Here is a 26,496-nt window from a genome sequence, read left to right as displayed (position 1 = left end):
GAACACCGCGATGACCACAGAAAAGCCCTTTGGGGTGCCGGAGCTGCGGCCCGCCGCCATGCCCATGCTGTTCGAAGCGCTGCGGCGGGGCTGGGCCGATTTCCGGGCCAAGCCGCTCTACGGGCTGTTTTTTGCGGGATTTTATGTGCTGGCAGGCTGGGCCATGGCCTGGGTCACTGTGCAGACGGGCACCACCTACTGGCTGGTTCTGGCTGCCATCGGGTTTCCGCTGATCGGCCCCTTTGCCGCGGTGGGGCTTTACGAGGTGTCGCACCGGCTGGAGCAGGGACAGCCGATTGCCTTTGGCGGCATCCTTGGCGTGGTGCTGCAGCAAAGCCGCCGCCAGCTGCCCTCGATCTGCGCCATCATCGTTGTGGTGTTCCTGTTCTGGTTTTTCCTTGGCCACATGATCTTTGCCCTGTTCATGGGGCATGCGACGATGACCAATGTTTCCAGTTCCGCTGAGGTGTTCCTGACCGCCAACGGGCTGACGATGCTGGCGGTGGGCACCGCGGTTGGCGCATTGTTTGCGCTGCTGCTCTATATGATCACGGTGATTTCGCTGCCGCTGCTGCTGGACCGTGAGGTCGATTTCGTTACCGCGATGATCACCAGCTTCCAGTATGTGCAGCAGAACTTCCTGGTGATGATGGTCTGGGCCGCGCTGATTGCCGCCGCCACCTTTGCGGCGCTGCTGCCCTGGTTCCTGGGATTGTTCCTGGTGCTGCCGCTGCTGGGCCACGCCACCTGGCACATCTACCGCCAGGCTGCCGCCCAATAGCGTCAGCGGAAGGGCTGGCCGGTGTGCAGCAGGCGGCGGTGGAAGGGCAGCAGGTCCGCCGCGTCGGCAAAGCCGGAACTGCGCGCAGCGGCCAGCACCTGTCCGGTTTCGCGGCCAAGGTGTTCGTAAACCATCCGCGTCACCCGCTCGCCGGTCTGGCTTTCGCGCACGGTGCGGGCGACGTAGCCGGACCAGAAATTATTCTCCAGAGAGGCCTCGCGGGCCAGGTAATTGAAGGAATAGGTCATCGCCCTGCGCCGCGCGATGACAAAGGCAACGCCATCCTCGTGGCCGCTGACATAGCCGCGGAATTCGCGTACTGCCGGGGTGGCAGGCAGCCCCTGGCTGTACATCGCCTCCTTGGCTTCAAAGCCCTTGATGTAGGTCACGCCCGCATCCCGGAACACATAGGTCAGGCCGATCACGAATTTATCGTCATTGATGAAGCTGCGGCGGGTAAAACGGTAAAACCCGGACGGGAAAAACTCCTCGCTCAGCTGCTGCACGCCGCGGCCCAGGAAATCTGACAGAAACGCGCCGTTTATTACCTGACCGGCTTTGGAAAGTTTTTCGACAGGGTCCAGAAGAATACGGGCATCGACTTCGAAAAAACGGCAGATCCGGTCCAGCACGTCCGGGCGCGGGAAACTCTCGCCTGAAAGGTAGCGGTTGAATTGAGTGCGGTTGATGCCAAGCTGGCGCGACAGCTCGGAAACCGACGGGTATTGCCGCGATAACTGACGCAAATTGGCGCCGAACATGTTCCTTAGATCAGCTGGGGAGCGGTTCTGACTGTTCATCTTTGACCCTGACGGTTCGAATTTTCGCGAAACATTTGCGGCGCTTCCGGGCTGATTGTGCCAGGCTCCGGGTGTGAGCCTAAAGCGGGCGCTGCCGTTCTGCGTCACGGCTGTCGCTACTTCACGTCAGAAGGCTAGTCAAGCCGACACAAAATGCAATAGCCCAGAGCGCATTTTATCATGTTGGCGTCACCTCAATTGTTTCAAAATCGGAGGGCGGCAATGCGAGGACTGGTATGATTGGAGTCGTTTTGTGGCGGGATGAAACCCTGACTAAAGCCGTAATCTGGTGTGAAGATCAGGGGGATCTCGCCTTTTATACAAATGAGGCCGGGGCAGAGTTTCAGGAATTCAATCCAGGGGATTGGGTTGAATTCGACCTGACCATAAGCGGAAATGTCAGGATTGCCGGAAACCTTGCGGTCCTGATCGAACAGGGCAGCCCGGATTTGGCAGACCGGCTGTCAGCAGAAGCCTGCGCGCCGGCCGCCGGCGCAGAAGACCAGACCTCCGGCGCCGTGGTTCCGTTCCCCGTGCAATCCGCAAAAAAGCGGGGCGTTTCCGCTCCGCTTCAGGTCCGGCAGCGCTAAGCGCCGGCCTGTTTCCAGGCCGGCAGCAGGATTAGTTTCCGCGCAGCAGCGCGGCGACGCCGGTGCGGGCAATCTCAGCCAGGCCAAGCGGCCGCATCAGCTCGGCAAAGGCGTCGATCTTGTCCGGCGCACCGGTGATCTCAAACACAAAGCTGTTCAGCGTGCTGTCGACAACGTTGGCGCGGAAGATGTCCGCCAGCCGCAGCGCCTCAACCCGCTTGTCGCCTTCTCCCGAAACCTTCAGGATTGCCAGCTCCCGCTCCACTGCGACGCCTTCGACCGTCAGGTCATGCACGTCGCGGACCGAGACGATGCGGCCCAGCTGCGCCTTGATCTGCTCAATCACCTGCGGGGTGCCGGTGGTGACAATGGTGATGCGGCTTAGGTGGCCGGTATGATCCACCTCCGCCACGGTGAGGCTTTCGATGTTGTAGCCGCGGCCTGAAAACAGGCCGATGACACGGGCTAGAACGCCGGGTTCGTTTTCCACCAGCACTGCAATCGTGTGGCGTTCCTGCACGTCCGAAAACGTCGGGCGCAGGTTGTAGGCGGAGTGGCGGGTGGAGCCTTTTTTGATATGCAGGGCAGACATCAGTCGCCGTCCTTTCGTTTGTCGCTGCCAAAAGTTTTCGGAAAACTTTTGGCAAAATTCTTCATAAGAATTTTGCGGTCCGGCCGCGGTTACACCAGCACTGCGCCGCCGGCCTGGATGACGCCCTGCGTCTCGGCCTCGCCCAGCAGCATCTCGTTATGCGCCTTGCCCGAGGGGATCATCGGGAAGCAGTTCTCGTGCTTCTCGACCAGGCAGTCAAAGATCACCGGCCCGTCATAGTCGATCATTTCCATGATCGCGTCATCCAGATCGGCGGGATCGCTGACGCAGATGCCCTTGGCGCCAAAGGCCTCGGCGAGCTTCACGAAATCGGGCAGGGCCTCGGACCAGGAGTGGCTGTAACGCTCGCCATGCAGCAGCTCCTGCCACTGACGCACCATGCCCAGGCGCTCGTTGTTGAGGATGAACTGCTTGACCGGCAGGCGGAACTGCACCGCGGTGCCCATTTCCTGCATGTTCATCAGCCACGATGCCTCGCCCGCGACGTTGATCACCAGCGCATCCGGATGCGCCATCTGGGCGCCGATCGAGGCCGGGAAGCCATAGCCCATGGTGCCAAGCCCGCCGGAGGTCATCCAGCGGTTCGGATCCTCAAAGCCCAAGTACTGCGCCGCCCACATCTGGTGCTGGCCTACCTCGGTGGTGACATAGCGGTCGCGGCCCTTGGTGAGCTCCTCAAGGCGCTGCAGCGCGTACTGCGGCTTGATGGTCTTTTCCGAGTTCTTGAACGACAGGCAGTTCACCGCGCGCCATTCGTCGATCTGCTTGTGCCACTTGGCCAGTGCCTCGCGGTTCACCTTGCGGCCCCGCGATTTCCAGACCTTCAGAATATCTTCCAGCACATGCGCCACATCGCCGACAATCGGGATATCGACCCGGATCACCTTGTTGATCGAGGAGGGGTCGATGTCGATATGCGCCTTTTTCGAATTCGGGCTGAAGGCGTCGATGCGGCCGGTGATGCGGTCGTCGAAGCGCGCGCCGATGTTGATCATCAGATCGCATCCGTGCATCGCCATGTTGGCCTCGTAAAGACCGTGCATCCCCAGCATGCCCAGCCAGTTCTTGCCGGATGCGGGATAGGCGCCCAAGCCCATCAGGGTCGAGGTGATCGGGATGCCGGTGCCATCCACCAGCTCACGCAGCAGCTGGCTGGCCGCGGTGCCGGAATTGATGACGCCGCCGCCGGTGTAGAACACCGGGCGTTTGGCGGACTCCAGCGCCTCGACCAGCTCAGTGATTGCTTCCATGTCGCCCTTCAGCTGCGGCTGGTAATGCGAGGCTGCCGGTTTCGGCGCCTGATACTTGCCGTTGGCAAACTGAACGTCCTTGGGGATGTCGACCAGAACCGGGCCGGGGCGGCCGGATTTGGCGACGTGGAACGCCTCATGCAGGGTGCTTGCCAGCGCGTCGGTGTCCTTGACCAGCCAGTTGTGCTTGGTGCAGGGCCGGGTGATGCCTACGGTATCGGCCTCCTGGAAGGCGTCGGAGCCGATCATGAAGGTCGGCACCTGGCCGGTCAGAACCACGATCGGGATCGAATCCAGCAGCGCATCCGTCAGGCCGGTGACCGCATTGGTGGCGCCGGGGCCGGATGTCACCAGAACAACACCGGGCTTGCCGGTGGAGCGGGCATAGCCCTCGGCGGCGTGGACCGCGCCCTGTTCGTGCCGCACCAGAACGTGGCGGATGTCATTCTGCAGAAAGATCTCGTCATAGATCGGCAGCACGGCGCCGCCAGGGTATCCGAAGACCACGTCCACCCCCTGATCCTTCAGGGCCTGAACAACCATTTTTGCGCCGGTCATCTCACGTGTCATCTGCTTTTTGCTCCAATTGGCGGCATCGTCATTACGCATAAAAAAAGCCCCCGATTTCAAGTCGGAGGCGCATGGGTTCGATTATGGTCAACCGTTACCGGCCCATGCGCTTGGTTCCTACGATTACGACTAGGGTGGTCACGTCCACAGGCTCCTCATTGCGTTGCAGCGGACATTATGGGCGCTGGACAGGGGCGTCAACCGGCAAACGTATCAAAAAAGCCCTGCCCGGAGACATTTTCTTGCTTGTGCCGTGGGGTGCGGCGAAATATCCGCGAAAATGCACGGTCGCAGAGTTGCGAAATCGTTCAAAACCGGCACGCCGGTGTCCCGAATGTGCCAGATCGGCGCCCCTGCCGCAGGCAAGCTCAACCTAGGAAAGAGGTAGCAGAGAAGGAAGCGGACATGATGCAACTCGCCGATCTGGTGGATCTCGGGCGGTATCCGATTGACCGGCCCGGGTCCAGCGCCTGCGCCCAGCTGATCGCGGATCTGCAGCGCGACCTTGCGGCGGACGGCTGTGCGGTTCTGCCTGGGTTTGTGCATGAGGCAGGCATAGCCAGGCTGGTGGCAGAGGCAGACGCAGTGGCGGACAAAGGCCACAAGTCCTTTAGCCGCACCAATGCCTATTTCTCCAAGGACGACAGCACCTTGCCGGAGACCCATCCGGTGCGGCAATTCTACGACCGTTCCAATGCCTTTATCCCGGCCGACAATTTCGGCGCCGGCAGCCCGCTGCGGGCAATCTACGAATTTCCCGGCTTCATGCCCTTTATCCGCGAGGCGCTGGGAGAGCCGGAAGACCGGTTCTTCCGGTATGACGATCCGCTGGCAGATGTGATCATCAACATGGTCGAGGCGGGGCAGGGCTTCCCCTGGCATTTCGATACCAACAATTACACCGTGACGCTGGCAATTCAGAACGGCGACGGCGGCGGTGAGTTCGAATATGCGCCGATGCTGCGCACCCCCGCGGATGAGAACTACGATGGCGTTGCGCAGGTGCTGGCGGGCGGTTCGCCGCTGGTGCGCAAGCTGGTGCTGCAGCCCGGCGATCTGCAGATATTCAGGGGCCGGTATTCGCTGCACCGGGTGGCACCGGTTGAAGGACCGCGCAGACGCTATGTCGGCATCTTCTCCTTTGTCGAGCAGGAGGGCATGTGCGGCGGGGTGGAGCGCACCAGGCAGCTTTATGGCCGGGTCCTGCCGCGCCACTACGAACGTGAAGGCCTGCGCGCGGACGCGCTGCGGGATTGACAGAGGGGCACCAGGGGGCTGGACGTGCAGCGCGGGTTCGCGATACTTATATGCAGGTTTCTGCAGGAAAGCCGCTGGTGCCCAAAGTCATTATCCATTTGCGCAAGAAGCATGTTGATCAAGACCTCTCGCGCGGGTTCCTGCAGCTTTACGGTGTGATCCGTCAGATGCTGGCGGCAGAGGGCGGCGGCTGTGAAATCCGGGCAATGGACCGGGACATCACGAGCCGCACCCGGCATGTGTCCGGCCGCCGTTTCGAGGATGGCAATCTGCATATTCTGGATGACCGCAACGTGCAGATGCCGAATGTGCTGAACGCGGCCTTGGCGTACCTGGACGGCTTCTGGCATCTGGACCCGGAGGGAACCCGCGGGTTCAGCCCCATCGCGGCCAGGGAGTTCCGGGAGGACATGATCCCGTACCAGTACGCCAAGCGGTTTTTCGGCCGGCTGCAGCGGACTTGGAAGGACACCCGCCGGACCCGGTACCAGCCGCCAAGGGAGCGGCAGGAGATTCCGCAGGGCGCTGTTTCCGTCTTCTTCCAAGGCTCGTACCCGCTTCGGGCCGGGGCAACGGAATTTACCGATATCACCATGCTGCAGGATGTGCTGCAGGGCGCGGGCAGCCGGACCGTGCTGGTCAAGCCGCACCCCAGGACAGCGGATATCGGAAGCATGGCAGAGCTGGCTGAGATTGCAGCGGGCGACAGCCGGGTGGTCATTTCCGGCGCCAATATCCACGATATTCTCGCTGCCAGCTGTGCCACCGTCTCAATAAACTCAACTGTGGCGATCGAAGGGTTTCTGCACCGCACTCCCGCCATTCTCTATGGCACGTCTGACTTTCACCATATGGCAGAAACCGTCACCGCGCCGGGGCAGTTCGCGGAGGCGCTGCACCGCGCACAGGCGCGAACCGGCGGCTATGCCCAGTTCCTGACCTGGTACTTCCGGCACAATTGCCTTGAAATCGGCGCGCCGGACCTGGAGCAGCGGATCTGGGAGATTTTTGCCCGGGCAGGCTTCCCGCGGGAGCGGTTCGCGTCGGGGCGGGCATTGGACAGACAGGCGGGACACCAAGACGGCAGGTCTTTGCTCTGACGCGATTCCGGACCTTGGCGGCCCCGCCGGTTTCTGGCAGCCTGTGAGGCAAAAGCCCTGCTGCACAAGGCAGGCGGCAACCAGCGGAACGGGCAGAGATTATGAATATCACACGGCGTCATTTCGGGTTTGGTCTTACAGCCTTCGGGCTTACGGCCTGCAGCAGCACGGTGCCTGCGGGGGGCAGCTCCCGCAGCACTGGTCTGCCGGCGGATCTGCGGCCCGTGCCTAATACGGGTTATGACCGGTGGGTGGCTTCCTTCCGCTCCCGGGCTGAGGCCCGGGGCATTTCCCAATCCACCCTGCGCGCGGCCTTCCGCGGGGCCGGGTATCTGCCCGGGGTTATCAAGCGCGACCGAAACCAGACCGAATTCAAGCGCACGCTGGAGGATTATCTGTCCATCGCCGTCTCGGACGAGCGGCTGGCCAAGGGCCGCGCCGCTTTTGCCCGGCACCAGACCATCCTGCGCACTTTGGAGCGCACCTATGGCGTTGATGCGGAAATCATCTGCGCCATCTGGGGGCTGGAGAGCTTCTTTGGCGAGCGCCGCGGCGACGTGCCGGTGATTTCCGCCACTTCGACGCTGGCCTATGACGGGCGGCGCGGCTCGTTTTTTGAGAAGCAGCTGATGGCGGCGCTCAGGATCCTGCAGAACGGTGACATCACGCCCGCCCGGATGACCGGCAGTTGGGCAGGCGCCATGGGGCATACCCAGTTCATCCCGACCTCCTACCAGGCCTTTGCGGTGGATTTCACCGGCGACGGGCGGCGCGATATCTGGTCGGAGGACCCAAGCGACGCGCTGGCGTCCACCGCTGCCTATCTGCAAAGGAACGGCTGGACCCGCGGGCTGAAATGGGGCGGAGAGGCCGGGGCGCCCGGCACCCCCTCAGGCCGTATCATCCAGCCGCAGGCGGGCGGGCCGAAGTTTGCGGTGACCAGCAATTTCAACGCCATCAAGCGCTACAACAACTCGGATGCCTACGCGATCGGGGTGGGCCATCTGGCCGACCGCATCGCCGGGGGCGGTCCGCTGCGCGCGGGTTTCCCGCCGGACAAATACGGGCTGACCAAGGATGACCGCATCCTGCTGCAAAAACGCCTGACGGCCAAGGGCTTCGATACCGGCGGTGCCGACGGGGTGCTGGGGCCGAAAAGCCGCGCTGCGATCAGCGGCTACCAGTCCAGCCGCGGCCTGCCGGTGACCGGCGATCCGTCTCCGGCGCTGCTGGCCAGTCTGAACTAGGGGCAGGGCGCCTCAGAACCCGGCGCCGGTGCCCTGCAGCACCCCGTGCTCCAGCGCATAGCGGGTCAGCCCGGCGGTGGAGGAGATGCCCAGCTTGCGCTTGATGTTCTTGCGGTGGGTTTCGACTGTTCTGACCGAAATATCCAGCGCCTGGGCAACTTCCTTGTTGGATTTGCCCTGCGCCAGTTCCAGCAGGATGGTTTGCTCGCGCCCGGTCAGCGCTTCGCGGGTGCCGTTATCCTTGGGCTTCAGGGAGCCGGCCGCACCGGTGCAGAGATAGGTCTGCCCCTCCATCACCGCGTCAATCGCCTGCTTGATCTCATCCGTCGGCACGTCTTTCAGCACATAGCCCATCGCGCCGTGGCTCAGCGCGGTGGAGATATATTCGGCGCTGTCATGCATCGACAGGATCAGGATGCGGGTGCCGGGGTGCTGTTCCAGGATGATCTCGGTGGCGCTGAGGCCGCCGAGCTTGGGCATATTCAGGTCCATCAGCACCACATCCGGCGCCAGCCTGCCCATCTGGTCCACGGCATCGCGGCCGTCGGTCAGCGAACCGACCACCTCAATATCGTCGTAGCTTTCCAGGATCGACTGGATGCCCTCGGCGACCATCGGGTGGTCATCCACGATCAGAACCTTTACCGGATCAGCCATCATTCCCCCAATGCAGCTTTCCATTGCCCGGGAGCCTTGCACCTTGCCGCATTCTCCCCGGTCACGGCAGCTGTGCAGGCGTTCCCTCTTCGCCCGGCGGCAGCAGATGGCTGAGAGGCAGGCTTGCCTCGATCACCGTGCCGCTTTGGGTGCCCCGTGATGACAGAATGCGCAAGGTGCCGTCAAGCTGCTCGATCCGTTCCTGCATGTTGCGCAGGCCGATCCCGGGGCCAGTGCGGGCATCCCGCGGCGGCAGGCCGCGGCCATTGTCGGTGATCCGCATGGTGGCGCCCTTGGTGTGGCCGCGCAGGTCGATGCTGACCTTGGTGGCGTCCGCGTGGCGTTCGATGTTGGTCAGCGCCTCCTGCGCGATGCGGTAGAGTGCAATCTTGGAATCCTGGTCCAGCCGGTTGCGGAACACTACGGTTGAGAATGCTGTCTCGATCCCTGTGCGGGCGGCAAAATCATCGGTCAGCGCCTTCAGCGCGGGCCCCAGGCCCAGATCATCCAGCACCCCGGGGCGCAGATCGCGGCTGATCCGGCGCACCTCGGTAATCGCGGTCAGCAGGCTTTCGGTGCCTTTCTCCAACGGCGCAACCGCGCCTTCGCCATCGCCGCGGGTCAGGCGGCGGCGGGTGTTGTCCAGCGCATAGCGCACGCCAACCAGCAGTTGGCTGATGCCATCATGCAGCTCCCGCGCCACCCGGCCGCGCTCCTCCTCCTGGGCGTCGAACACCCGCTGGGTCAGCTCCTTCAGCTTGGCGTCCGCCAGCCGCCGCTCGCGGATGTTCAGGAACATCCCCGAGGCAAAGACCAGTACCAGAGAAATCAGCGTGATCGCCCCGATATACAGAAATGTGCGCTGCACCCGTGCCTCCACGTCCGCGCGGGAGGCGGCCACGGTGGCCAGCACATCGTCGATGAACACGCCGGTGCCGATGGCCCACTGCCAGTCCTGCAGGCCCAGCACATAGGCGATCATCTGCGCCTCTTCCCCGGTGGAGGGCTTTTCCCAGGTGAAGCTGTGCCAGCCGGCGCCGTCGCGCGCCAGCCGGATGAACTCATCCACCACCGGCACGCCTGCGCTGTCCGTCAGGCCCGCCCAGTTGCGGTTGATGAATTCGGTCTGCCGCGGGCTGACCAGATTGGTGCCGTCATAGTCATAGACAAAGAAGAAACCGTCCTTGCCGTAGATCATCGCGCTGAGGATCTGCGCCACCTGTTCCTTGGCCTGCGTATCATCCGGCGCCGCCAGGCCATAGATATGGGCAAAGCCGTTGCGCGCCTGGGTCACGTAGTTGCGCAATTCCGCCTTCTTGGCCTCCAACAGCTGCACCTCCAGCGCCTGAATCTCGCGCTCGGCCAGGGCGCGCGACTGGTAGCCCACCAGAACCGCAATCGCCGTGCCCGCCACGATCAGCGGCAAGGTCATCAGAAGCGACAGTTTCTGCGCGTAGGTAGGGCGCAAAAGTGTTTCGAAAAGACGCATCAGCGGGGTCCTGGAATTGGTCAGAATCTTGTACCGAATCAATGTGCAGCCGCCCAGAAGAATCAAAGAGGCATCACACGATTGCGCCCATTGCGTGTGCCGGCATTTGGCGGTTCGCGCCAGAAATGCGCCAACTTTTCCTGTCCGGCCGCGAAAAACGTGCCGTTCTACGCAGTACTAGGTATTCACATAAAATTCGCCGCCGCTAGGCTGGCCGCACTCGAACCGATCCGCCCGGGGGGGACCTTCCGGGCAATCCGAATGATAATGGGAGGAATACTTTATGGATCGCCGTTCTTTTTTGAAAACGTCCGCACTGGGCGGCTCCGCCGCAGCAGCCGGCACATTGGCCGCGCCGGCCTATGCCCAGGGCAAGCGCACCCTGACCATGGTCACCACCTGGGGCCGCGGCCTGGCAGGTGTGCATGACTCCGCGCAGTATGTTGCCGACACCATTACCGCCATGTCCGATGGCAACCTGACCATCGACCTGAAAGCCGCAGGCGAGCTGGTCGGCGCGTTTGAAGTGTTCGACGCCGTGACCGCAGGCCAGGCCGACATGTACCACGCGGCCGATTATTATTTCGTCAGCCAGCACCCGGGCTATGCGTATTTCACCGCAGTGCCGTTCGGCATGACCCCGCAGGAGCTGACCAACTGGTACTACCACGGCGACGGCCACGCGCTGCATGACGAGCTGGGCCAGATCTTTGGCCTGAAGTCCTTCATCGGCGGCAACACCGGCCCGCAGTCCGGCGGCTGGTACAACAAGGAAATCAAAGGCCCCGAAGACTTTAACGGTCTCAAGTTCCGGATGCCTGGCCTCGGCGGCAAGGCACTGGGCAAGCTGGGCGCCTCCGTGCAGAACATCCCTGGTTCCGAAGTGTATCAGGCGCTCTCCTCCGGCGCCATCGACGGCACTGAGTGGATCGGCCCCTGGGCGGACGAAAAGGCCGGTTTCCAGGAAATCACCAAGACCTACTACACCGCGGGCTTCCACGAGCCGGGCGCGGCGCTGTCGGTTGCCACCAACCGCGAAGTCTTCGAAAGCCTGTCGCCGGCCCATCAGAAGATCATCGAGATGGCGTCCGCAGCCGGCCACCAGTGGAGCCTGGCGCAGTTCATGAACAACAACGGCGCAGCGCTGCAGCGCCTGCAGTCCGGCGGCGTGAAGACCCTGGAATTCCCGGACAGCGTCTGGGATGCCTTCGGCCAGGCCACCAAGGAAACCCTGGACGAGTTCATGGGCGACGAGCTGTTTGCGAAAATCCGCAACAGCGTCGAAACCTCAATGAAAGCCTCCTCCGGCTGGATCACCAAGTCCGAAGGCGCCTACCGCGTGCAGCGCGACCGCGTCCTGGGCTGATCCGCCTGACTGGCATTAACCGGATCCTCCGCCGCAGGCGGGGGATCCACATGCAGTTGCCCTAAGCGCGGGACGGCCGGCCAGCAGCGCCGTGTGCCCAATCCTCCGCCGCAACTTCGCAGCAATCTTCCCGGGGGAAACATGCAGGAAGAGAGTGGCATCACCTTCTTTGGCGCAATCTGGGGCGGGCTTGTCTGGCTGATCCAGAACATCGCCGGCGCCTTTTACAACTTCGGCTACGCCGTCACCCATCCTCAGCTCTGGCTCGACTGGTCGGACAAGGCCTCGATCATGCGTTTCGTCTACTATGGCGGCTCGGTCGAGTTCTTCTTTGTCATCTTCACCACCTTCCTGGTGCTGACCGGCATCGGCTTCTACTTCCGCGGCTTCATGTGGGGCATGGTGAGGGGACTTGAGGGGCTGGCCAACACTCTGGGCCGCTTCTTTGCCTGGGCGGGGCTTCTGATGGTCCTTCAGCAGATCATCATCGTCTTCATGCAGCGGGTGTTCGCACGGCCCGACATCAGTTTCGGCTTCGGCATCCCGTTCAGCCAGGATATCAGCTGGTTTGCCGAAGAACTGAAGTTTTACAATGCCTTGGTGGTCTGCCTTTGCGTGACCTACACCTTTGTGCAGGGCGGCCATGTGCGGGTGGACCTGATCTATTCCGGCATCAGCTTCCGCGCCAAGAAGGTTGTGGACATGGTGGGCTCGCTGATCTTCATGATGCCCGCCGCGGTGCTGACGTGGATGTACGGCTGGTTCTTCCTGTGGCGGCATCTGATCGTGCCGAAACCGTCGGCGTCGGACAGCCTTGACCGGTTGGTGATGAAATCCCGCGCCCTGCGCTGGAACGTCGAGACCATCGGCTTCAGCCCCAACGGGTTCAACGCCTACTTCCTGTTCAAGATCCTGCTGGTGCTGTTTGCGGGCCTCGTGTTCCTGCACGCCATCGCCTTCTTCTACCGCTCCTTCCTGGAGTTCGTCGAAGGCCAGGGCAGTGAAAACAAATACCTCGACAAGGATAGTCTTGGAGAGGGTGAAGAAGCCTACGAAGGCACGCACTAAAGGGACGTCGGAAACATGCTATTTGGACTTGATGGCGTCGAAATCGGACTGCTCATCGTATTCTTCTGCCTCTTCGGGGGCATCCTCTCCGGCTTTCCGGTGGCCTTTGCCATCGGCGGTGCCGGGATCATCTCCTTCGGGATCATCGCCGCACTGGACAGCGCCGGGATCCTGGTGCACCAGGCAATTGATACCTCGTCGCAGGCCTACCGCGACCTGCTGAATTCGGGCATCAGGCCCGATAAGGTGTCGGTCTTCCGGTACCCGGATTTGCCAAGACTGGCGGAACCGGTGTTTGCGCAGGGCTGGGAAGTCGCGCTGGACCGCAACATCTCCTTCATCGTCAACCGGATGAACGAGCGGGTGCTGGCCGGTGCCTCGATTGAGACCCTGCTGGCGGTGCTGATGTTCGTGCTGATGGGCATCACCCTGGAGCGCTCCAAGATCGCGAACGACCTGCTGACTACCATGGCGCGCGTCTTTGGCCCGCTGCCCGGCGGTCTGGCGGTGTCGATTGTGGTTGTGGGCGCGTTCCTGGCAGCCTCCACCGGCATCGTCGGCGCCACCGTGGTGACCATGGGCCTGCTGGCACTGCCCACCATGCTGCGCAACAACTACTCGCCGGAACTGGCGACAGGTGTGATCGCGGCGTCCGGCACGTTGGGCCAGATCATCCCGCCGTCCATTGTGATCGTTCTGCTGGGCACCCTGGCGGGCGACCTTTATTCCACCGCGCAGGAGACCCGCGCGATGGAGGCAGGCTGTTCCGACGCGCTCACCTACCTGGGCGAACCGGCGGTGGTTTCGGTCGGCACCTTGTTCCAGGCGGCGCTGCTGCCGGGCATCATGCTGGCGCTGCTTTACGCCACTTATGCCTTTGGCTATGCGCTGTTGAACCCGCACAAGGCCCCGGCTGTGGCAATGGAGCAAAGCACCGGCGAGGTGATCACCCGCAACGAAGGCCTGATCTGGTTCCTGGGCGTCCCGGCCGCAATCATCGGCGGCGCGGTCCTGCTGAGCAGCTTCAACGTGATCGGCAGCCAGAACATCGTTGTTTCCACCTTCTCCGACGCCGGCGAGACCGCGTCCCTGCGCACCAATGTCGGCGCCGAGTGCAAGGCGTCAATGATTGACCTGCACGGGCAGGAAGCCTGGGACGCCGCGGTGGCGGAACAGGTAGCCATCAACGAAGCAGGCGGTGTCACTCTGGCGGAACGGCTGACCGAGGAAGAAATCGCCGCGGCGGTTGAGGCCAAGACCGCCGCCGCAGCCCCCATCGGCACCGGCATCAGCGTGATCATGGTGCTGCTGGGCCTGGTGCTGGCCTTTGGCCGCGGCGTGGCGCCTTCGCGCGATCCCAAGCCGCTGATCCTGGGCGCCATCGGCATCCTGCTGATTGCGCTGGTGGATCTGGTGGCGATTGCGCCGACCACCTCTCCCGGTGTCACGGTGCTGTGGATCGCGCTGCCGCTGCTGCTGGCGCTGTGGGGCAGCCGCGAGGCCGCCGCGCGCTGCGCCCGAAACGATCTGATCCGGGTGGTGTTCCCGCCGCTGGTGCTGATCGTTGCAGTGCTGGGCTCCATCCTGGGCGGCATCACCAACCCAACCCCCGCCGCGGCGCTTGGGGCAGGCGGTGCCATCATGCTGGCGGCCTACCGCAAGCTGCAGGACGAAGGCAAATCGGGCAAGATCATCATCTGGTCCACCTTTGCAGTGATGCTGTGCATCCTCGTCGGCATGAACTTCGACCTGCGGGTGAACCAGGGCGGCGTCAGCGTCGAGAGCTGGATTGCCTTCTTCGTGGCCTACGGCGCCTATCTCTATGCGCTGTTCGGCCTGCTGTATGGCTGCTGGGTTCTGTTCCGCTCCGGCGTGCTGACCCCGGTGGTGCGGGAAACCGCCAAGGTGACCTCGATGGTCTTCACCATCCTGATCGGCTCGCAGCTGCTCAACCTGGTGGTGATCTCCTTCGGCGGCGAGCACTATATCCAGCAGTTCCTGAAGAGCTTCGACAACGAAATGACGGTCTTCCTGATCGTGATGCTGGTGCTGTTCTTCCTGGGCTTCGTGCTCGACTTCCTGGAGATCATCTACATCGTGATCCCGATCGTGGGGCCGGTGATCTATGGCGGGTCGTTCGATCCGAAATGGGTGACCATCATGGTGGCGGTGAACCTGCAGACCTCGTTCCTGACACCGCCCTTCGGCTTTGCGCTGTTCTACCTGCGCGGGGTGGCGCCGAAAGAGGTGACGACGGCGCATATCTACCGCGGGATCGTGCCGTTTGTGCTGATCCAGGTGGTGGGGATTGCCATCCTTTGGGCCTTCCCGTCGATTGTGACGATCGTTCCGGCGCTGATCCCGAACTGATCCGGGGTTTCCAGGACAAGACAACGGAAAAGGGGCCCCAAGCGGGCCCCTTTGCTTTTGTCCCGGGGCAGGGGCGCTGCCCCTCTGCGCGCGCGGCGCGCATTCACCCCGGGATATTTTCAGCCAGATGAACAGGGGATCCCGGCGGGGACCGTCAGGCGAGGCGGGCGGCTCAGGCGAACTGGATAAGGTCCCAGCGGTTGCCGAAAGGGTCGCGCCAGACCGCGACGGTGCCATAAGGCTCCTGGCGGGGGGCTTCCTCGAAGGTGACGCCCTGGGCCAGCATTGCGGCATGGTCGCGGGCAAAGTCATCCGTGGCCAGGAACAGCCCGACGCGGCCGCCGAACTGGTTTCCGATTGCCGCCTCCTGCGCGGCCCCTTCGGCGCGGGCCAGGATCAGGCTGCCCTGCGCAGCCCCCGGCGGCAGGATGCGGACCCAGCGCTTGCTGCCCTGGTCAATGTCCTCCGCCAGATGCCAGCCCAGCTGGCCGCAGTAAAAGGCGATGGCGGCGCCGTAGTCCGGCACCACCAGCGAGACAGCGTGAAGGTTCTGCATCAGCGGTTGCGGTGAATGGGCTGTTCGGGCAGCTGGATATTGGCCACCTGTTCAGCAATCGGGTCGGTCGACAACGGATGCACGGCGGCCTCGAACTGCGCCGGGTCGGTCATCTTTTTCCATTCGCTCTGGTGATAGATTTCCAGTCCGGAGAATTTGGCCTTGTAGCCCATCTTCTGGCTGCCGGGCACCCAATAGCCCAGGTAGACGTAGGGAAGGCCTGCCTCGCGCGCGATGCTGATGTGGTCGAGGATCATGAAAGTGCCGAGCGAATCCTGCGGCTGGTCCGGCGCGTAGAAGGAGTAGACCATGCTGAGGCCGTCCTCCAGCACATCGGTGAGCGACACCGCGGTCAGCTGATTGCTGCCTTCCTCGGCATATTCAACCACCCGGCTGCGCACCGGGGTTTCCTCGATCATCGCGGCGTATTCGAACACATCCATGTCGGCCATGCCGCCGTCTGCGTGGCGGCTGTCCAGATAGCGGCGGAACAGGGCAAACTGGTCCTCTGTCGCCCAGGGCGAGGTCGCCCGGCGTTCAAGGTGCGCGTTGCGCTTCAGGGTGCGCTTCTGACTGCGGCTGGGGCTGAAGGCCGACACATCAATCCGGGCGGACAGGCAGGCCGAACACTCCGAGCAGGACGGCCTGTAGAGCACGTTCTGCGAGCGCCGGAAGCCCTGCTGGCTGAGGCTGTTGTTGAGCTGCTCCACCCCGTCGCCCTGCAGCGCGGTGAACAGCTTCCGCTCCATCCGGCCCTCCAGATAGGGGCAGGGCTGAGGGGCCGTCACGTAGAACTGCGGTGCAATCGGAAGGGTATGGCGCATCGGAACTCTTCGGCAGTTTCGCGGGACAGGTGGAACAAGCGGCAGCTACTCCAACTGATGATAACAACGCGGTTCCGGTGCGCCAAGTGGCCTTGTGGAAAATGGCTTAACGCTGTCTTGCGGAATTCACTCAAACCCGCCGGTTCAGCATGACGGTGCCGAGGAAATGGTCGGTCAACCCCTGGCCGCGCGGCGAGGTCAGCATCAGGATGATCGAGATCACCTGCAGCACCGGGAAGCCCAGCGACAGTGAATAGCCCGCGGTGTGCAGCGCCGCTAGGCCGCTGTCGAGCCGCTGGCCCGCGCTGTCGCGCAGCTCAATCCCGGCAAAGCGCATGCCCCAGGTGGCGGAGCCGTTGGCGATCGTCACGGTCCGGTAGGCAAAGCCGACCGCCAGATACAACAGCGGCCAGATCAAAAGCCCGGTAAACGCGGTCAGCAGCACCGCGGCAGCGCTGAGGGTGAAGATCAGGATGCTGTCGATGACCCAGGCGATCAGACGCTTGGCCGGAACAGACGCATAGAATTCTGCCTGGTAGTCGGGGTCGGGCAGGGCGGTCATGCAAGGGGTCCTTTGCTAGGGGAAAAGGCAGGCAGCGGAAGCCCCGCCCGGACGGGGGCGGGGCAGCCGGAGGAGGGGCAGAGCTTAGTGGCGCTTGGGTTCGCCGCCGGCTTCGTCCTCGTCCTCCGCGTCATCGCCATGATCGGCGGCGCGGGCGCGCTCGTCCATGAACTGGTCGAACTCGGCCTTGTCCTTGGCCTCGCGCAGGCGTTCCAGGAAGGCCTCGAAATCATGCTGTTCCTGCTCCAGGCGGCGCAGCGTATCGGCCTTATAGGCATCAAAGGCGCTGTTGCCCGAGGGTTTCATCGCCGAGAACCCGTGGCGCGCCCAGGCTTTGCCTCTGTGGCGGCAGGAGGATTTGCTGAACATGCGTTTGCTCCAGATCATGTAGAAAAGAAGGGCCAGGCCCACCGGCCAGAAGAACACAAAGCCCAGCACCATAACGGCAATCCAGGCGCCTTTGCCCTTGCTGTCCAGCCAGGCTTCGCTGCGGGAAAACCAGCCCTGCACCGGTGTATGGGGGGCGGTTTGGGTGAAACTCGTCATCGGGGTCCTCCAGGTTGCGGGTGTATGTAAATCCCTTTCACATTATTGCATATCGGGAGCCGCCGCGGGGGTTTCAAGTCCCTATGTGAATCTTTTTCACATGCTCTCTGAAAAGCGGCTGGGCTCAGGCCTGCAAGGGCTGTGTGTCCGGGCGGGAGGCGCAATCCGCCTGCCCGCAGCGGGCAAACTGCCGGCGGACACCCTGGCTGGGGCTCCCGCACCGGCACCGATCACAGGCTGGAGCGGGAGGAGGGAAATCCCGAAGGTGCGCGGCGGCACCTGGGCCGGGGCCCTGCCGCGCGGCATTTCGGCCATTGACGCGGCGGTGCCGCGGGAACAGTGTCAGGGGCATGACGACCGCCCTGCAGATCACCCGCATTCCCCGCCCCTTTGACCCTGAGCTTGGCGCCGAAGCGCGCGCGCTGGTGCCGGCGCTGTCCGGCGAACTGGCCGATCTGGTGGCCGGGGCCTGCGGCTCCAGCCCCTATCTCTCGGAACTCACCGGACGGGAGGCCGGGTGGCTGCCGGAGGCGCTGCAGGATCCCGGCGCGGCGCTGGAAACCATTCTGGCGGATTGCCGGACGCTGGAGGGCGCGCAGCTCAAGCCCGGCCTGCGCCAGGCCAAGCGGCGGCTGGCGCTGCTGACCGCGCTGTGCGACCTCAGCGGCGGCTGGAGCCTGGAGCAGGTGACCGGCGCGCTGACCGAATTCGGCGGGCTGAGCGCGGATGTCGCCATCAAGGCGGAAATCGCCAACCTGATCCGCCGCAAGAAACTGCCGGGCCTGACAGAGGACGACGTGGAAACCGCTGGCGGCCTCACCATCCTGGCGATGGGCAAGATGGGCGCGCATGAGCTGAACTACAGCTCCGACATCGACCTCATCTGCCTGTTCGACGAAACCCGGTTCGATCCGGATGACTTTTATGAGGCGCGCCAGGGCATGGTGCGCGCGACCAAGAACATGTGCGCAGCCCTCAGCGACCGCACCGGTGACGGTTACGTGTTCCGCACCGACCTGCGGCTGCGCCCCGATCCAGCGGTCACGCCCGTCTGCCTGGCGATGGAGGCGGCGGAGCGGTACTATGAGAGCCTGGGCCGCACCTGGGAACGCGCCGCCTATATCAAGGCCCGCCCCTGCGCCGGCGACATCGCCGCGGGCCAGCGGTTTCTCAAGACCCTGCGCCCCTTTGTCTGGCGGCGCCATCTGGATTTTGCCGCCATCCAGGACGCCCATGACATCCGCCTGCGCATCCGGGAAAGCAAGGGCACCGGCGGTGCGCTGAGCGTGCCGGGGCACGACATGAAACTGGGCCGCGGCGGCATCCGCGAAATCGAGTTCTTTACCCAGACCCGGCAGCTGATCGCGGGCGGGCGCGATGAATCCCTGCGCCTGCGCGGCACCGTCGAGGGGCTGGCGGCGCTGGCGGGCAAAGGATGGGTGCCGCAGGACGCGGCAGAGCAGCTGGCGGCGCATTACCGGGCCCACCGGGAGGTCGAGCACCGCATCCAGATGGTGCATGACGCCCAGACCCACCGGATGCCGAAATCCGATGACGGCATCGCCCGTATCGCCTGCCTGATGGACCGCGACCCGGAACCGCTGATGGCGGAAATCAAGGAACGCCTGGAAGACGTGCATGCGCTGACCGAAGGGTTCTTTTCCGCAGGCGCCGTGCCGCCGCCTGCTGCGCTTCCTGCGGAAACGGCGGAACTCGACGGCGCCGTCATCGCCCGCTGGCCGACCTACCCGGCGCTGCGCTCAGCCCGCGGTGCGCAGATCTTCGAACGGCTGAAACCGGAACTGCTGGCCCGGGTTGCCAAGACCGCCAAACCGGCAGAGACGCTGCTGGCGCTTGACGGCTTCCTGGCCGGGCTGCCTGCCGGGGTGCAGCTGTTCTCGCTGTTCGGCGCCAACCCGCAGCTCATCGACCTGCTGATCGATATCGCCGGCACCTCCAGCGAGCTAGCCAGCTTCCTGTCCCGCAACTCCGCCGTGTTTGATGCGGTGATTGGCGGATCCTTCTTTGATCCCTGGCCGGGCGCGGCCGAACTGCGGGGTGAACTGGCCCGCCGCCTGGCCCTGGAAAGCGATTATGAATCCCGCCTCGACGCCACCCGCCGCTGGTGCAAGGAATGGCACTTCCGTATCGGGGTGCATCACCTGCGCGGGCTGATCGACGGCCACCAGGCCGGGGCGCAATACGCCGAACTGGCAGAGGTGGTGATCGCCGGGATCACCCCGGAAGTGGTGGATCACTTCGCCCGTAAACACGGCCCCGCACCGGGCCGCGGCGCGGCGGTGCTGGCGATGGGCTCGCTCGGGGCCGGGCAGATCAACGCGCAATCCGATCTCGACATCATCGTGATCTACGACCCCGGCACGGCAGAGATGTCAGAGGGCAAACGCCCGCTGGCCACGCGCCCCTATTACGCCCGTCTTACCCAGGCTTTTGTCACCGCGCTGTCGGCGCCAATGTCGCAGGGCCGCCTCTACGAGGTCGACATGCGGCTGCGCCCCTCCGGCACCCAGGGTCCGGTGGCGGTCAGCCTGGCGGGTTTCACCCTCTACCAGCAGAACGAGGCCTGGGTCTGGGAGCATCTGGCGCTGACCCGCGCCCGGGTGGTTGCAGGGGAGGACAGCCTGGCCGCGGAAATTGAGGATTTCCGCGCGGGCTTCCTGGCGCAGCCGCGGCCGCGCGGCGAGGTGCAGCACGAGGTGGCGAAGATGCGCGAAAGGCTGGCCGCCGCCAAGGCTCCGGCGGGTGTCTGGGACGCCAAGAACGGGCCCGGGCGGATGATGGATGTGGAGCTGATCTCGCAAGCGGGGGCGCTGACCTCCGGCTCCGGCGCGCGCGATGTGCCCGCAGGCCTGGCCGGGGCTGTCGCTGCCGGATGGCTGAGTGACGCGGATGCAGAATACCTCGGCGCCAGTTACCGGCTATTCTGGTCCGTGCAATGCGCAGCGCGGCTGCTCTCCGGCAAGGCCATCGAGGCTGATGCCATCGGCGAGGGCGGGGCGCAGTTCCTCTGCCGCACCACCGGCTATGCCCGGCTGGATGCTCTGGAGCAGGAGCTGCAGTCCCGCTACACAGGCTGCGCTGCGATCATAGCGGAAGCCTTGCAAGGAGAAGGGGCGGATGAAGGGCAGCAGTGAACACGACCCGCGCGGTCTGATCTACGAATCCTACCGGATCGACGGCATCACCGGCGCGCAATGCCGCAGCATCTTCTTTGACTGGGCGCTGGGCATGGATGCTGCACGTGACAGCCGCGCCGACATTCAGGCGCTGTTGGAGCTTTACGGCACCGACCAGCCGGACCACCCGATGACGGCGGTGCTGCGCGACGGTCTGGCAGGCTCGGAAAAACCGCGCCGCCGCGGCGGCTGGCGCTCGCGCGAGCGGTGACAGGCCCGGACGCGCAGGGGCGCAGGCCGCCGCGCCGGTTCTGCGGCCGGGGGCGAAACGGCCTCTTTCCCTGTTTGGGGCTTACGGATATGAGGGGGGCATGACAGCCTCCCCTGATGCGCCGCAGCGCCCCCGCGTGAAAATGAAGCCCAAGTCCAACGCCCGCGCCATCCGGCACGGGTTTCCTTGGGTTTATGCCAACGAGCTGGTCACCGACCGGCGCACCCGCAATCTGGCGCCCGGCACCCTGGCGGTGCTGGAAGACGAGGCGCAGCGCCCGCTGGGGCTGGTTTCGGTCAATCCCGAAAGCAAGATCATTGCCCGGATGCTGGACCGTGACCCGGAGGCGCAGATTGATCAGGCCTGGTTCGCCGCACGCCTGACCCGCGCGCTTGAGATGCGCGAACGGCTGTATGATGCGCCGTTCTACCGGCTGGTCCATGCCGAATCCGATGGCCTCCCCGGCGTTGTGATAGACCGCTTCGGCGGCACTTGCGTGGTGCAGCCCAACGCCGCCTGGGCCGAGGCGCATCTGGACATGCTCGCCGCCGCCCTGGCAGACGTGACCGGCGCTGAAGTTATCCTGAAAAACGCGACAGGCCGCACCCGCGGGCTGGAAGGCCTCGATGACGTGAACCAGACCCTGCTGGGCGAGGCGCCCGCCGCGCCGGTGCCAGTCATGATGAACGGCGCCACCTATATGGCCGACCTTACCGGCGGCCAGAAGACCGGCCTGTTCTTCGATCAGCGCGAAAACCACGCCTTTGCCGCGCGCCTGACCGCGCCGGGCGCCAAGGTGCTGGATGTGTTCTCCCACGTCGGCGGCTTCGGCCTGGCGATGCTGGCGGGCGGAGCAGGGCAGGCCACCTGCGTCGACGGCTCTGCCGCCGCGCTGGAACTGGCCGTCCAGGGCGCTGAGGCCGGAGGCTTCAAAGACAAGCTCACCGCCCGCCAGGGCGATGCGTTCGACGTGCTGGCGGCCCTGGGGCAGGAGGGCGAGACCTTTGATGTGGTGATCTGCGACCCGCCCGCCTTTGCGCCCTCGAAGCAGGCGCTGGAAGCGGGCTTGCGCGCTTATGAGCGCGTGGCCAAGCTGGCCGCGCCGCTGGTAAAGCCGGGCGGCTACCTCGGCCTGTGCTCCTGCTCGCACGCCGCTGATCTGTCCCGGTTCCGCAACGCCTCGGCCCGCGGCATCGGCAAAGCGGGCCGCTGCGGCGCGCTCATCCACACCGGTTATGCAGGCCCCGACCACCCGCAGCTGCCGCAGCTGGCCGAAAGCGGCTATCTGAAGGCCGTGTTCTTCCGGCTGGACTGACGCAGGTGAAGCTGCTCCTCGACACTTGCGTGCTCTACCCGACGGTGATGCGGGAGATGCTCCTGGGCGCGGCGCGCCTGGGCCATTTCACCCCGCTGTGGTCCGCCCGGATCCTGGGTGAGTGGGAGCGCGCGGCGCTGAAACTCGGCCCCGAAGGCGCGGCGCAGGCATCGGCAGAGATTGCCCTGGCCCGCGCCAATTGGCCCAAGGCCGAAGTCGCCCCCGCACCGGGGATTGAGGCGCGCCTCTGGCTGCCCGACAGCGGTGACACCCATGTGCTTGCCGCCGCCATCGCAGGCCATGCCGACGCCATCGTGACGGTCAACAACAAGGACTTCCCCCGCCACACCCTGGCGGAGGAAGGGCTGGAGCGCCTTGGCCCGGATGAACTCCTCTACCGCTTCTGGCTTCAGGACAGCAGCGGCATGGAGGCGCTCGGCGCGCAGGTGCTGGCCGAGGCCAACCGCCTCTCCGGTGGCGCCTGGCAAATCCGCCCGCTGCTCAAGAAAGCCCGCCTGCCGCGGCTGGCCAAGGCCCTCTCGTCTTCTTTGTGAAAATCCTCCGGGGAGTTTGAGGGGACGGCCCCTCAATCCCGCCCTTGCCGCAGGCTCAGCCCCTGGACCATTTCGCTTCCAGCCGCTCCAGCGCGGCGATACGCTCATCTGTCTTGGGGTGGCTCATCAGCCAGGCAGGCGCCATGCCGGCCCGCGCCTGGGTCAGCTCTTCCAGCTTGGCAAACAGGCTTTTCTGCGGGGCCAGCCCGATCCCCGCCTTGGTCAGCAGCGCTGCGGCATATTCGTCCGCCTCATATTCATCCCCGCGCGACAGCCGCGCCGCCAGCAGCGAGGTCAGCGCCCCGGCAATCCAGGGGCCGATAAAGGGGATGTAACGTCCCAGGATCAGCATCAGCGCCGTGCGCAGCGCATTCTGGCCGGAAAAGTCGATGATCCGCTTACGCGCATGCCCCAGCGCGACATGGCCCAGCTCATGCGCGATCACGCTGGCCAGCTCCTCTGCGCTCACCTCGCCGTTCTGGTATTTGCGGTAAAAGCCGCGGGTGATGAAAATCCGCCCGTCCGGCGCCGCCAGCCCGTTCACCGGGTCGACTTCATAGATATGCACCGGGATGCGGGCGATGTTCAGCGCCGCTGCCAGCCGGTCGGTCAGCCGCTTCAGCCGCGGGTCCGCCAGCTCGGTTGAGCGCTGGTCCAGCTCGCGGCTGGTGCGCCAGACGGAAATCCGGTACATCACAAGGCCATAAAGCACGGCCAGCAGAATTGGCATGAGGCGCAGCATGCTCCAGATATGGGCCGAAACCGCGCCGCCAGCAAGAGGCAGCGGCCCGGAAGCCTTGCATCCAGCGCAGGCCGCCATGCAAAATCCGCACTCGCCGCCGCTTGCCGCATCCATTAAGGGGGCTGAACCCCAACACACTCCAGAACAACGGCATCCGGTACATGGCACCCCTGTCTCAGCTCCGCAACATCGCAGACACAGGCGAGACCCTGCACCGCAGCGGCTGCGCGCCCTACAAGATCGAGAAGTACCTGCAGTTCTATGCCAGAAAGCAGGGCATCAATGTGATCGTGCAGGCCACTCCCACCTCTATCTCCTGCCAGTTCCCGGATGAGGACAACCAGTTCATCATCCGCCGCCTGGAACCCGCCCAGATCAACCTCAGCCTGCTGGCGCGCACCATCATCCGCATCAACGCGGTGGAGGACCCGGGGATCGAGGAGCCGGGCCGCTATCCTGCCTGGCTGATCATGCTGGCCAATATTGCCATTCCGCCTGCCTTCCTGACCCTGATCGGCAGCGCGCTCACCACCATTGCGCTGTCGGCGGTGCTGGGTTTTCTGGTCTGGCTCTGCCAGCTGTTCTGCCGCGGCGACCGGGTGATCCTGGTCGAATTTCTGTCGGCGCTGGTAGCGGGGCTGGCGGTGTCGCTGGTCAGCAGCATGGGGGTGGAGGTTCCGGTCTGGGGCACCTGCATCGCCGCCATCGTGCTGTTCGTGCCGGGGCTGTCGATTGCCAACTCCCTGGAATGCCTGGCCTTCAACGACGTGATCTCCGGCTCCAGCCTGTTTGCCCAGTCGATCTTCGTGCTGATGAAACTTTTCATCGGCATCTACATCGGCGTCAGCATCGGCGCGGCACTGTGGGGGGCAACGCCGCATGTGGAGAATGTGAACGAAGTTTTGTGGTGGATGCCCTATCTGGCGCTGCCCGCGCTGTCGTTCTCGATCGGGGTGATCTTCAATGCCCGGCTGGTGGATATCGTGCGGGCACTGCCGGTTACGGTGCTGGGCATGTGGGGGCCGCTCTACCTCGGCTTCGGCGGCGGCTGGATCGTCGGCACCTGGGTCACCGCCATGTGCATCACGCTGTACGGCACCTGGCTTGCCAAAACGCTGAACCTGACCGGTGCGATCTACATCGTGCAGGGCATCCCGATTCTGGTCCCCGGCAGCCGGGTGCTGATGAGCGCGACGCAATCGCTGTTCAATGAAACCCTGATGGCGGACGCCAGCATCGGCCTGTCGGCCCTGCTGATGTTCTCGGCCATCGTGGCGGGGCAGGTGACGGCGCTGGCGCTTTATGCGCAGAAGAACCGCAACCTCGCCAGTTAGGCGCTCTGTTCTGCCGCGGGCAGTTCCCAATCCCCGCCGGTCAGGGGCGCATCGGTGGCCGCGGGCCAGCCGCTGGCCGTCACCGCATCCTGCAGCGCGGCATAACACTCGGGATCAATGCCGGGACCGGCCAGTTCATCCATGATGGCATAGGTCTTCTCCAGCGGCAGCGCTGCGCGGTAGGGACGCTCGGCGGTCAGCGCGTCAAAGATATCGGCCACCGCCATCACCCTCATTTCCTGCGACAGCTGGCTGGCGTCCAGCCCGTAGGGGTAGCCCTTGCCGTCAAGCCGTTCGTGATGCGCAGCGCTCACATCCGCAAGCTCGCGGAAGGCGGCAATCCGGCTCAGCACCTCATGGCCCAGCACCGGGTGGCGCTTCATCAGGGCAAACTCCTCATCGGTCAGCTTGCCGGGCTTGTCCAAGATGGTGTTGGAGATCCCAAGTTTGCCGATGTCATGCAACAGCGCGCCGCGCACCATCCAGCGGCGCCGCTCGGGAGAGTACCCCAGCTGGTCGCAGATCAGCCCGGTGTAACGCGCAACCCGCTGCGAGTGGCCGTGGGTAAAGGGGCTCTTGGCGTCAATAACCAGCGAAAACGCCCGGGCGATCTCATCCAGGTAGTCTTCATTCACGGCGTGGATATGCTGCGCCTGCGGGGTGGCAAAGACCTCTGCCTCCAGCCCCGAGTCCTGCAGATCAGCCAGGAAGCCGGGACGGCGGATCACTTCGGTGAAGACCGGTACAAGATCCGGGTCGAACCAGCTGCCTGCGCGGGCTTCCAGCTCCGCCGCTGCGGCCTCCGCCCCTGCACTGGCGGTAAAGACGTCTGCCACCTGCGCCATCAGCGCGATGCGCGCAAACAGCGGGATTGCTGCGCCTTTCAGGCCCTGCGGCTGGCCGCCGCCGTCCCAGTGCTCATCCAGACTGGCGATGCCCTCCGCCACATCCTCGGAGAAGCGCATCTGCCGGGCGATACTGGCGCCGCGGTTGCAGCGGGTCTGGATCAGCTCGCCCGCCAGCTGGCCGTTCCGGGCAATCACATGGCCCAGCGTTTTCAGCTTTTGCAGCGGGCTGGACCCCAGCGCGGTGTTGCGCAGCAAAAACTCGATGCCCTGGCGTGCGCCGCTCACCGTCTTGAAGTTCTGTTTGAAGGACAGATCATCGGTCAGGTACAGCTGGCAGATGCGGGCCGCGTTGGAGCTGCACCCGAGATCCTTCAGCAGCAGTGTGAAATAAAGGTCGGAGCGCGCCTGCGGCGGCAGCTCCAGCTCCCGCGCGGCCTGCATGCCGATCCAGCAGCAGCGGACGCAATGGCCCTCAGGCTGGCCTTCGGTCAGATCGAGGGCATGGCTGAGCGCTCCCAGCAGCTCCCCCAGCCGCAGGGTGCCCTGCGGTGCGGCTCTGCCGGACTGGCCGGGACTGGAGGGGGAGAAGATATATGTCATGGGCCTTCGGCAGGGCAATTGCGAAAGGCCCATGACAGCACGGGCAGGA

23 protein-coding genes are annotated in these 26,496 nt (G+C 64.4%); 12 read left to right on the top strand and 11 right to left on the bottom strand.

The window, feature by feature from the left end:
• Positions 1–10 precede the first annotated feature (10 nt).
• Positions 11–781 (top strand): DUF2189 domain-containing protein, encoded by a 771-nt coding sequence (locus tag ACTRWG_RS08160; protein ID WP_027237220.1) that lies wholly within the window; start codon positions 11–13, stop codon positions 779–781.
• Between the two features lie 2 nt (positions 782–783).
• Here ACTRWG_RS08160 and ACTRWG_RS08155 read toward each other — a convergent pair whose 3' ends face one another.
• From ACTRWG_RS08155 to ACTRWG_RS08145, 3 genes are all read right to left on the bottom strand, one after another.
• Positions 784–1,581 (bottom strand): helix-turn-helix domain-containing protein, encoded by a 798-nt coding sequence (locus ACTRWG_RS08155; protein ID WP_209320213.1) that lies wholly within the window; start codon positions 1,579–1,581, stop codon positions 784–786.
• A gap of 621 nt (positions 1,582–2,202) precedes the next feature.
• Positions 2,203–2,763 (bottom strand): acetolactate synthase small subunit, encoded by a 561-nt coding sequence (ilvN, locus tag ACTRWG_RS08150; RefSeq protein ID WP_027237223.1) that lies wholly within the window; start codon positions 2,761–2,763, stop codon positions 2,203–2,205.
• An 89-nt stretch (positions 2,764–2,852) separates the two neighbouring features.
• Positions 2,853–4,604 (bottom strand): acetolactate synthase 3 large subunit, encoded by a 1,752-nt coding sequence (locus ACTRWG_RS08145; RefSeq protein ID WP_027237224.1) that lies wholly within the window; start codon positions 4,602–4,604, stop codon positions 2,853–2,855.
• Positions 4,605–5,009: 405 nt separating this feature from the next.
• On the opposite strand from ACTRWG_RS08145, the gene ACTRWG_RS08140 reads away from it, so the two are divergent.
• From ACTRWG_RS08140 to ACTRWG_RS08130, 3 genes are all read left to right on the top strand, one after another.
• A complete protein-coding gene (locus ACTRWG_RS08140; RefSeq protein WP_027237225.1) occupies positions 5,010–5,861 on the top strand; it encodes a HalD/BesD family halogenase in 852 nt (283 codons plus the stop codon).
• 77 nt (positions 5,862–5,938) lie between these two features.
• Positions 5,939–6,961: a capsular polysaccharide export protein, LipB/KpsS family gene (locus tag ACTRWG_RS08135; RefSeq protein ID WP_462829204.1), complete on the top strand. Its 1,023-nt coding sequence runs from the start codon at positions 5,939–5,941 to the stop codon at positions 6,959–6,961.
• A gap of 101 nt (positions 6,962–7,062) precedes the next feature.
• Positions 7,063–8,208 carry a lytic murein transglycosylase gene (locus ACTRWG_RS08130; RefSeq protein ID WP_027237227.1) on the top strand — a complete coding sequence of 382 codons (1,146 nt, stop codon included), beginning with the start codon at positions 7,063–7,065 and terminating at the stop codon, positions 8,206–8,208.
• A 12-nt stretch (positions 8,209–8,220) separates the two neighbouring features.
• Here ACTRWG_RS08130 and ACTRWG_RS08125 read toward each other — a convergent pair whose 3' ends face one another.
• Both ACTRWG_RS08125 and ACTRWG_RS08120 read right to left on the bottom strand, forming a co-directional pair.
• On the bottom strand, positions 8,221–8,865 hold the full coding sequence (locus tag ACTRWG_RS08125) for a response regulator transcription factor (RefSeq protein WP_027237228.1): 645 nt from the start codon (positions 8,863–8,865) through the stop codon (positions 8,221–8,223).
• Between the two features lie 61 nt (positions 8,866–8,926).
• Entirely contained in the window at positions 8,927–10,354 is a 1,428-nt protein-coding gene (locus tag ACTRWG_RS08120; RefSeq protein ID WP_027237229.1) for a cache domain-containing protein, read from the bottom strand.
• Positions 10,355–10,637: 283 nt separating this feature from the next.
• Between ACTRWG_RS08120 and ACTRWG_RS08115 the strand changes: the two genes are divergently transcribed.
• The 3 genes from ACTRWG_RS08115 (at position 10,638) to ACTRWG_RS08105 (ending at position 15,158) form a co-directional block, all read left to right on the top strand.
• Positions 10,638–11,720, top strand: coding sequence for a TRAP transporter substrate-binding protein (locus tag ACTRWG_RS08115; protein ID WP_027237230.1), 1,083 nt, complete (start codon positions 10,638–10,640; stop codon positions 11,718–11,720).
• A 141-nt stretch (positions 11,721–11,861) separates the two neighbouring features.
• On the top strand, positions 11,862–12,788 hold the full coding sequence (locus tag ACTRWG_RS08110; protein WP_462829203.1) for a TRAP transporter small permease subunit: 927 nt from the start codon (positions 11,862–11,864) through the stop codon (positions 12,786–12,788).
• A 15-nt stretch (positions 12,789–12,803) separates the two neighbouring features.
• Entirely contained in the window at positions 12,804–15,158 is a 2,355-nt protein-coding gene (locus ACTRWG_RS08105) for a TRAP transporter large permease (RefSeq protein ID WP_027237232.1), read from the top strand.
• Positions 15,159–15,330: 172 nt separating this feature from the next.
• Here ACTRWG_RS08105 and ACTRWG_RS08100 read toward each other — a convergent pair whose 3' ends face one another.
• The 4 genes from ACTRWG_RS08100 to ACTRWG_RS08085 form a co-directional block, all read right to left on the bottom strand.
• Entirely contained in the window at positions 15,331–15,714 is a 384-nt protein-coding gene (locus tag ACTRWG_RS08100) for a VOC family protein (RefSeq protein WP_027237233.1), read from the bottom strand.
• Positions 15,714–16,538 (bottom strand): arginyltransferase, encoded by an 825-nt coding sequence (locus tag ACTRWG_RS08095; protein WP_027237234.1) that lies wholly within the window; start codon positions 16,536–16,538, stop codon positions 15,714–15,716. The genes ACTRWG_RS08100 and ACTRWG_RS08095 overlap by 1 nt, the downstream gene beginning before the upstream one ends.
• Positions 16,539–16,668: 130 nt before the next feature.
• Positions 16,669–17,100 (bottom strand): RDD family protein, encoded by a 432-nt coding sequence (locus tag ACTRWG_RS08090; RefSeq protein WP_027237235.1) that lies wholly within the window; start codon positions 17,098–17,100, stop codon positions 16,669–16,671.
• 84 nt (positions 17,101–17,184) lie between these two features.
• Entirely contained in the window at positions 17,185–17,646 is a 462-nt protein-coding gene (locus ACTRWG_RS08085) for a DUF2852 domain-containing protein (protein WP_027237236.1), read from the bottom strand.
• Positions 17,647–17,996: 350 nt separating this feature from the next.
• On the opposite strand from ACTRWG_RS08085, the gene ACTRWG_RS08080 reads away from it, so the two are divergent.
• From ACTRWG_RS08080 to ACTRWG_RS08065, 4 genes are all read left to right on the top strand, one after another.
• On the top strand, positions 17,997–20,801 hold the full coding sequence (locus tag ACTRWG_RS08080; protein ID WP_027237277.1) for a [protein-PII] uridylyltransferase family protein: 2,805 nt from the start codon (positions 17,997–17,999) through the stop codon (positions 20,799–20,801).
• Positions 20,785–21,054: a hypothetical protein gene (locus ACTRWG_RS08075; RefSeq protein ID WP_027237278.1), complete on the top strand. Its 270-nt coding sequence runs from the start codon at positions 20,785–20,787 to the stop codon at positions 21,052–21,054. Before ACTRWG_RS08080 ends, ACTRWG_RS08075 begins: the two co-directional genes overlap by 17 nt.
• Before the next feature lie 100 nt (positions 21,055–21,154).
• The gene (locus ACTRWG_RS08070) at positions 21,155–22,369 is read left to right on the top strand and encodes an RSP_2647 family RNA methyltransferase (RefSeq protein WP_027237279.1); all 1,215 of its coding nucleotides are present in this window, start codon (positions 21,155–21,157) and stop codon (positions 22,367–22,369) included.
• Between the two features lie 5 nt (positions 22,370–22,374).
• Positions 22,375–22,923: an RSP_2648 family PIN domain-containing protein gene (locus ACTRWG_RS08065; protein ID WP_027237280.1), complete on the top strand. Its 549-nt coding sequence runs from the start codon at positions 22,375–22,377 to the stop codon at positions 22,921–22,923.
• 55 nt (positions 22,924–22,978) lie between these two features.
• On the opposite strand, the gene ACTRWG_RS08060 is transcribed toward ACTRWG_RS08065, so the two are convergent.
• Positions 22,979–23,665, bottom strand: coding sequence for a M48 family metallopeptidase (locus ACTRWG_RS08060; RefSeq protein WP_027237281.1), 687 nt, complete (start codon positions 23,663–23,665; stop codon positions 22,979–22,981).
• Between the two features lie 161 nt (positions 23,666–23,826).
• Between ACTRWG_RS08060 and ACTRWG_RS08055 the strand changes: the two genes are divergently transcribed.
• A complete protein-coding gene (locus ACTRWG_RS08055; protein ID WP_462829202.1) occupies positions 23,827–24,999 on the top strand; it encodes a threonine/serine exporter family protein in 1,173 nt (390 codons plus the stop codon).
• Here the strand turns inward: ACTRWG_RS08055 and ACTRWG_RS08050 are convergent.
• The gene (locus ACTRWG_RS08050; protein ID WP_027237283.1) at positions 24,996–26,447 is read right to left on the bottom strand and encodes an HD-GYP domain-containing protein; all 1,452 of its coding nucleotides are present in this window, start codon (positions 26,445–26,447) and stop codon (positions 24,996–24,998) included. The two genes, ACTRWG_RS08055 and ACTRWG_RS08050, sit on opposite strands and share 4 nt — an antisense overlap.
• Between the last annotated feature and the right edge of the window lie 49 nt (positions 26,448–26,496).

This window comes from Leisingera sp. G5_S3_59_S7 (assembly GCF_054968485.1).
Note: the sequence above shows the minus strand (reverse complement) of the source record. Positions and strands in the feature narration are given on the sequence as shown.

Coding starts and splice junctions, on each gene's coding strand:
- ACTRWG_RS08160 (WP_027237220.1), top strand. CDS start 11: ATGACCACAGAAAAGCCCTTTGGGGTGCCGGAGCTGCGGCCCGCCGCC.
- ACTRWG_RS08155 (WP_209320213.1), bottom strand. CDS start 1,581: ATGAACAGTCAGAACCGCTCCCCAGCTGATCTAAGGAACATGTTCGGC.
- ilvN (WP_027237223.1), bottom strand. CDS start 2,763: ATGTCTGCCCTGCATATCAAAAAAGGCTCCACCCGCCACTCCGCCTAC.
- ACTRWG_RS08145 (WP_027237224.1), bottom strand. CDS start 4,604: ATGACACGTGAGATGACCGGCGCAAAAATGGTTGTTCAGGCCCTGAAG.
- ACTRWG_RS08140 (WP_027237225.1), top strand. CDS start 5,010: ATGATGCAACTCGCCGATCTGGTGGATCTCGGGCGGTATCCGATTGAC.
- ACTRWG_RS08130 (WP_027237227.1), top strand. CDS start 7,063: ATGAATATCACACGGCGTCATTTCGGGTTTGGTCTTACAGCCTTCGGG.
- ACTRWG_RS08125 (WP_027237228.1), bottom strand. CDS start 8,865: ATGGCTGATCCGGTAAAGGTTCTGATCGTGGATGACCACCCGATGGTC.
- ACTRWG_RS08120 (WP_027237229.1), bottom strand. CDS start 10,354: ATGCGTCTTTTCGAAACACTTTTGCGCCCTACCTACGCGCAGAAACTG.
- ACTRWG_RS08115 (WP_027237230.1), top strand. CDS start 10,638: ATGGATCGCCGTTCTTTTTTGAAAACGTCCGCACTGGGCGGCTCCGCC.
- ACTRWG_RS08110 (WP_462829203.1), top strand. CDS start 11,862: ATGCAGGAAGAGAGTGGCATCACCTTCTTTGGCGCAATCTGGGGCGGG.
- ACTRWG_RS08105 (WP_027237232.1), top strand. CDS start 12,804: ATGCTATTTGGACTTGATGGCGTCGAAATCGGACTGCTCATCGTATTC.
- ACTRWG_RS08100 (WP_027237233.1), bottom strand. CDS start 15,714: ATGCAGAACCTTCACGCTGTCTCGCTGGTGGTGCCGGACTACGGCGCC.
- ACTRWG_RS08095 (WP_027237234.1), bottom strand. CDS start 16,538: ATGCGCCATACCCTTCCGATTGCACCGCAGTTCTACGTGACGGCCCCT.
- ACTRWG_RS08090 (WP_027237235.1), bottom strand. CDS start 17,100: ATGACCGCCCTGCCCGACCCCGACTACCAGGCAGAATTCTATGCGTCT.
- ACTRWG_RS08085 (WP_027237236.1), bottom strand. CDS start 17,646: ATGACGAGTTTCACCCAAACCGCCCCCCATACACCGGTGCAGGGCTGG.
- ACTRWG_RS08080 (WP_027237277.1), top strand. CDS start 17,997: ATGACGACCGCCCTGCAGATCACCCGCATTCCCCGCCCCTTTGACCCT.
- ACTRWG_RS08075 (WP_027237278.1), top strand. CDS start 20,785: ATGAAGGGCAGCAGTGAACACGACCCGCGCGGTCTGATCTACGAATCC.
- ACTRWG_RS08070 (WP_027237279.1), top strand. CDS start 21,155: ATGACAGCCTCCCCTGATGCGCCGCAGCGCCCCCGCGTGAAAATGAAG.
- ACTRWG_RS08060 (WP_027237281.1), bottom strand. CDS start 23,665: ATGCTGCGCCTCATGCCAATTCTGCTGGCCGTGCTTTATGGCCTTGTG.
- ACTRWG_RS08055 (WP_462829202.1), top strand. CDS start 23,827: ATGGCACCCCTGTCTCAGCTCCGCAACATCGCAGACACAGGCGAGACC.
- ACTRWG_RS08050 (WP_027237283.1), bottom strand. CDS start 26,447: ATGACATATATCTTCTCCCCCTCCAGTCCCGGCCAGTCCGGCAGAGCC.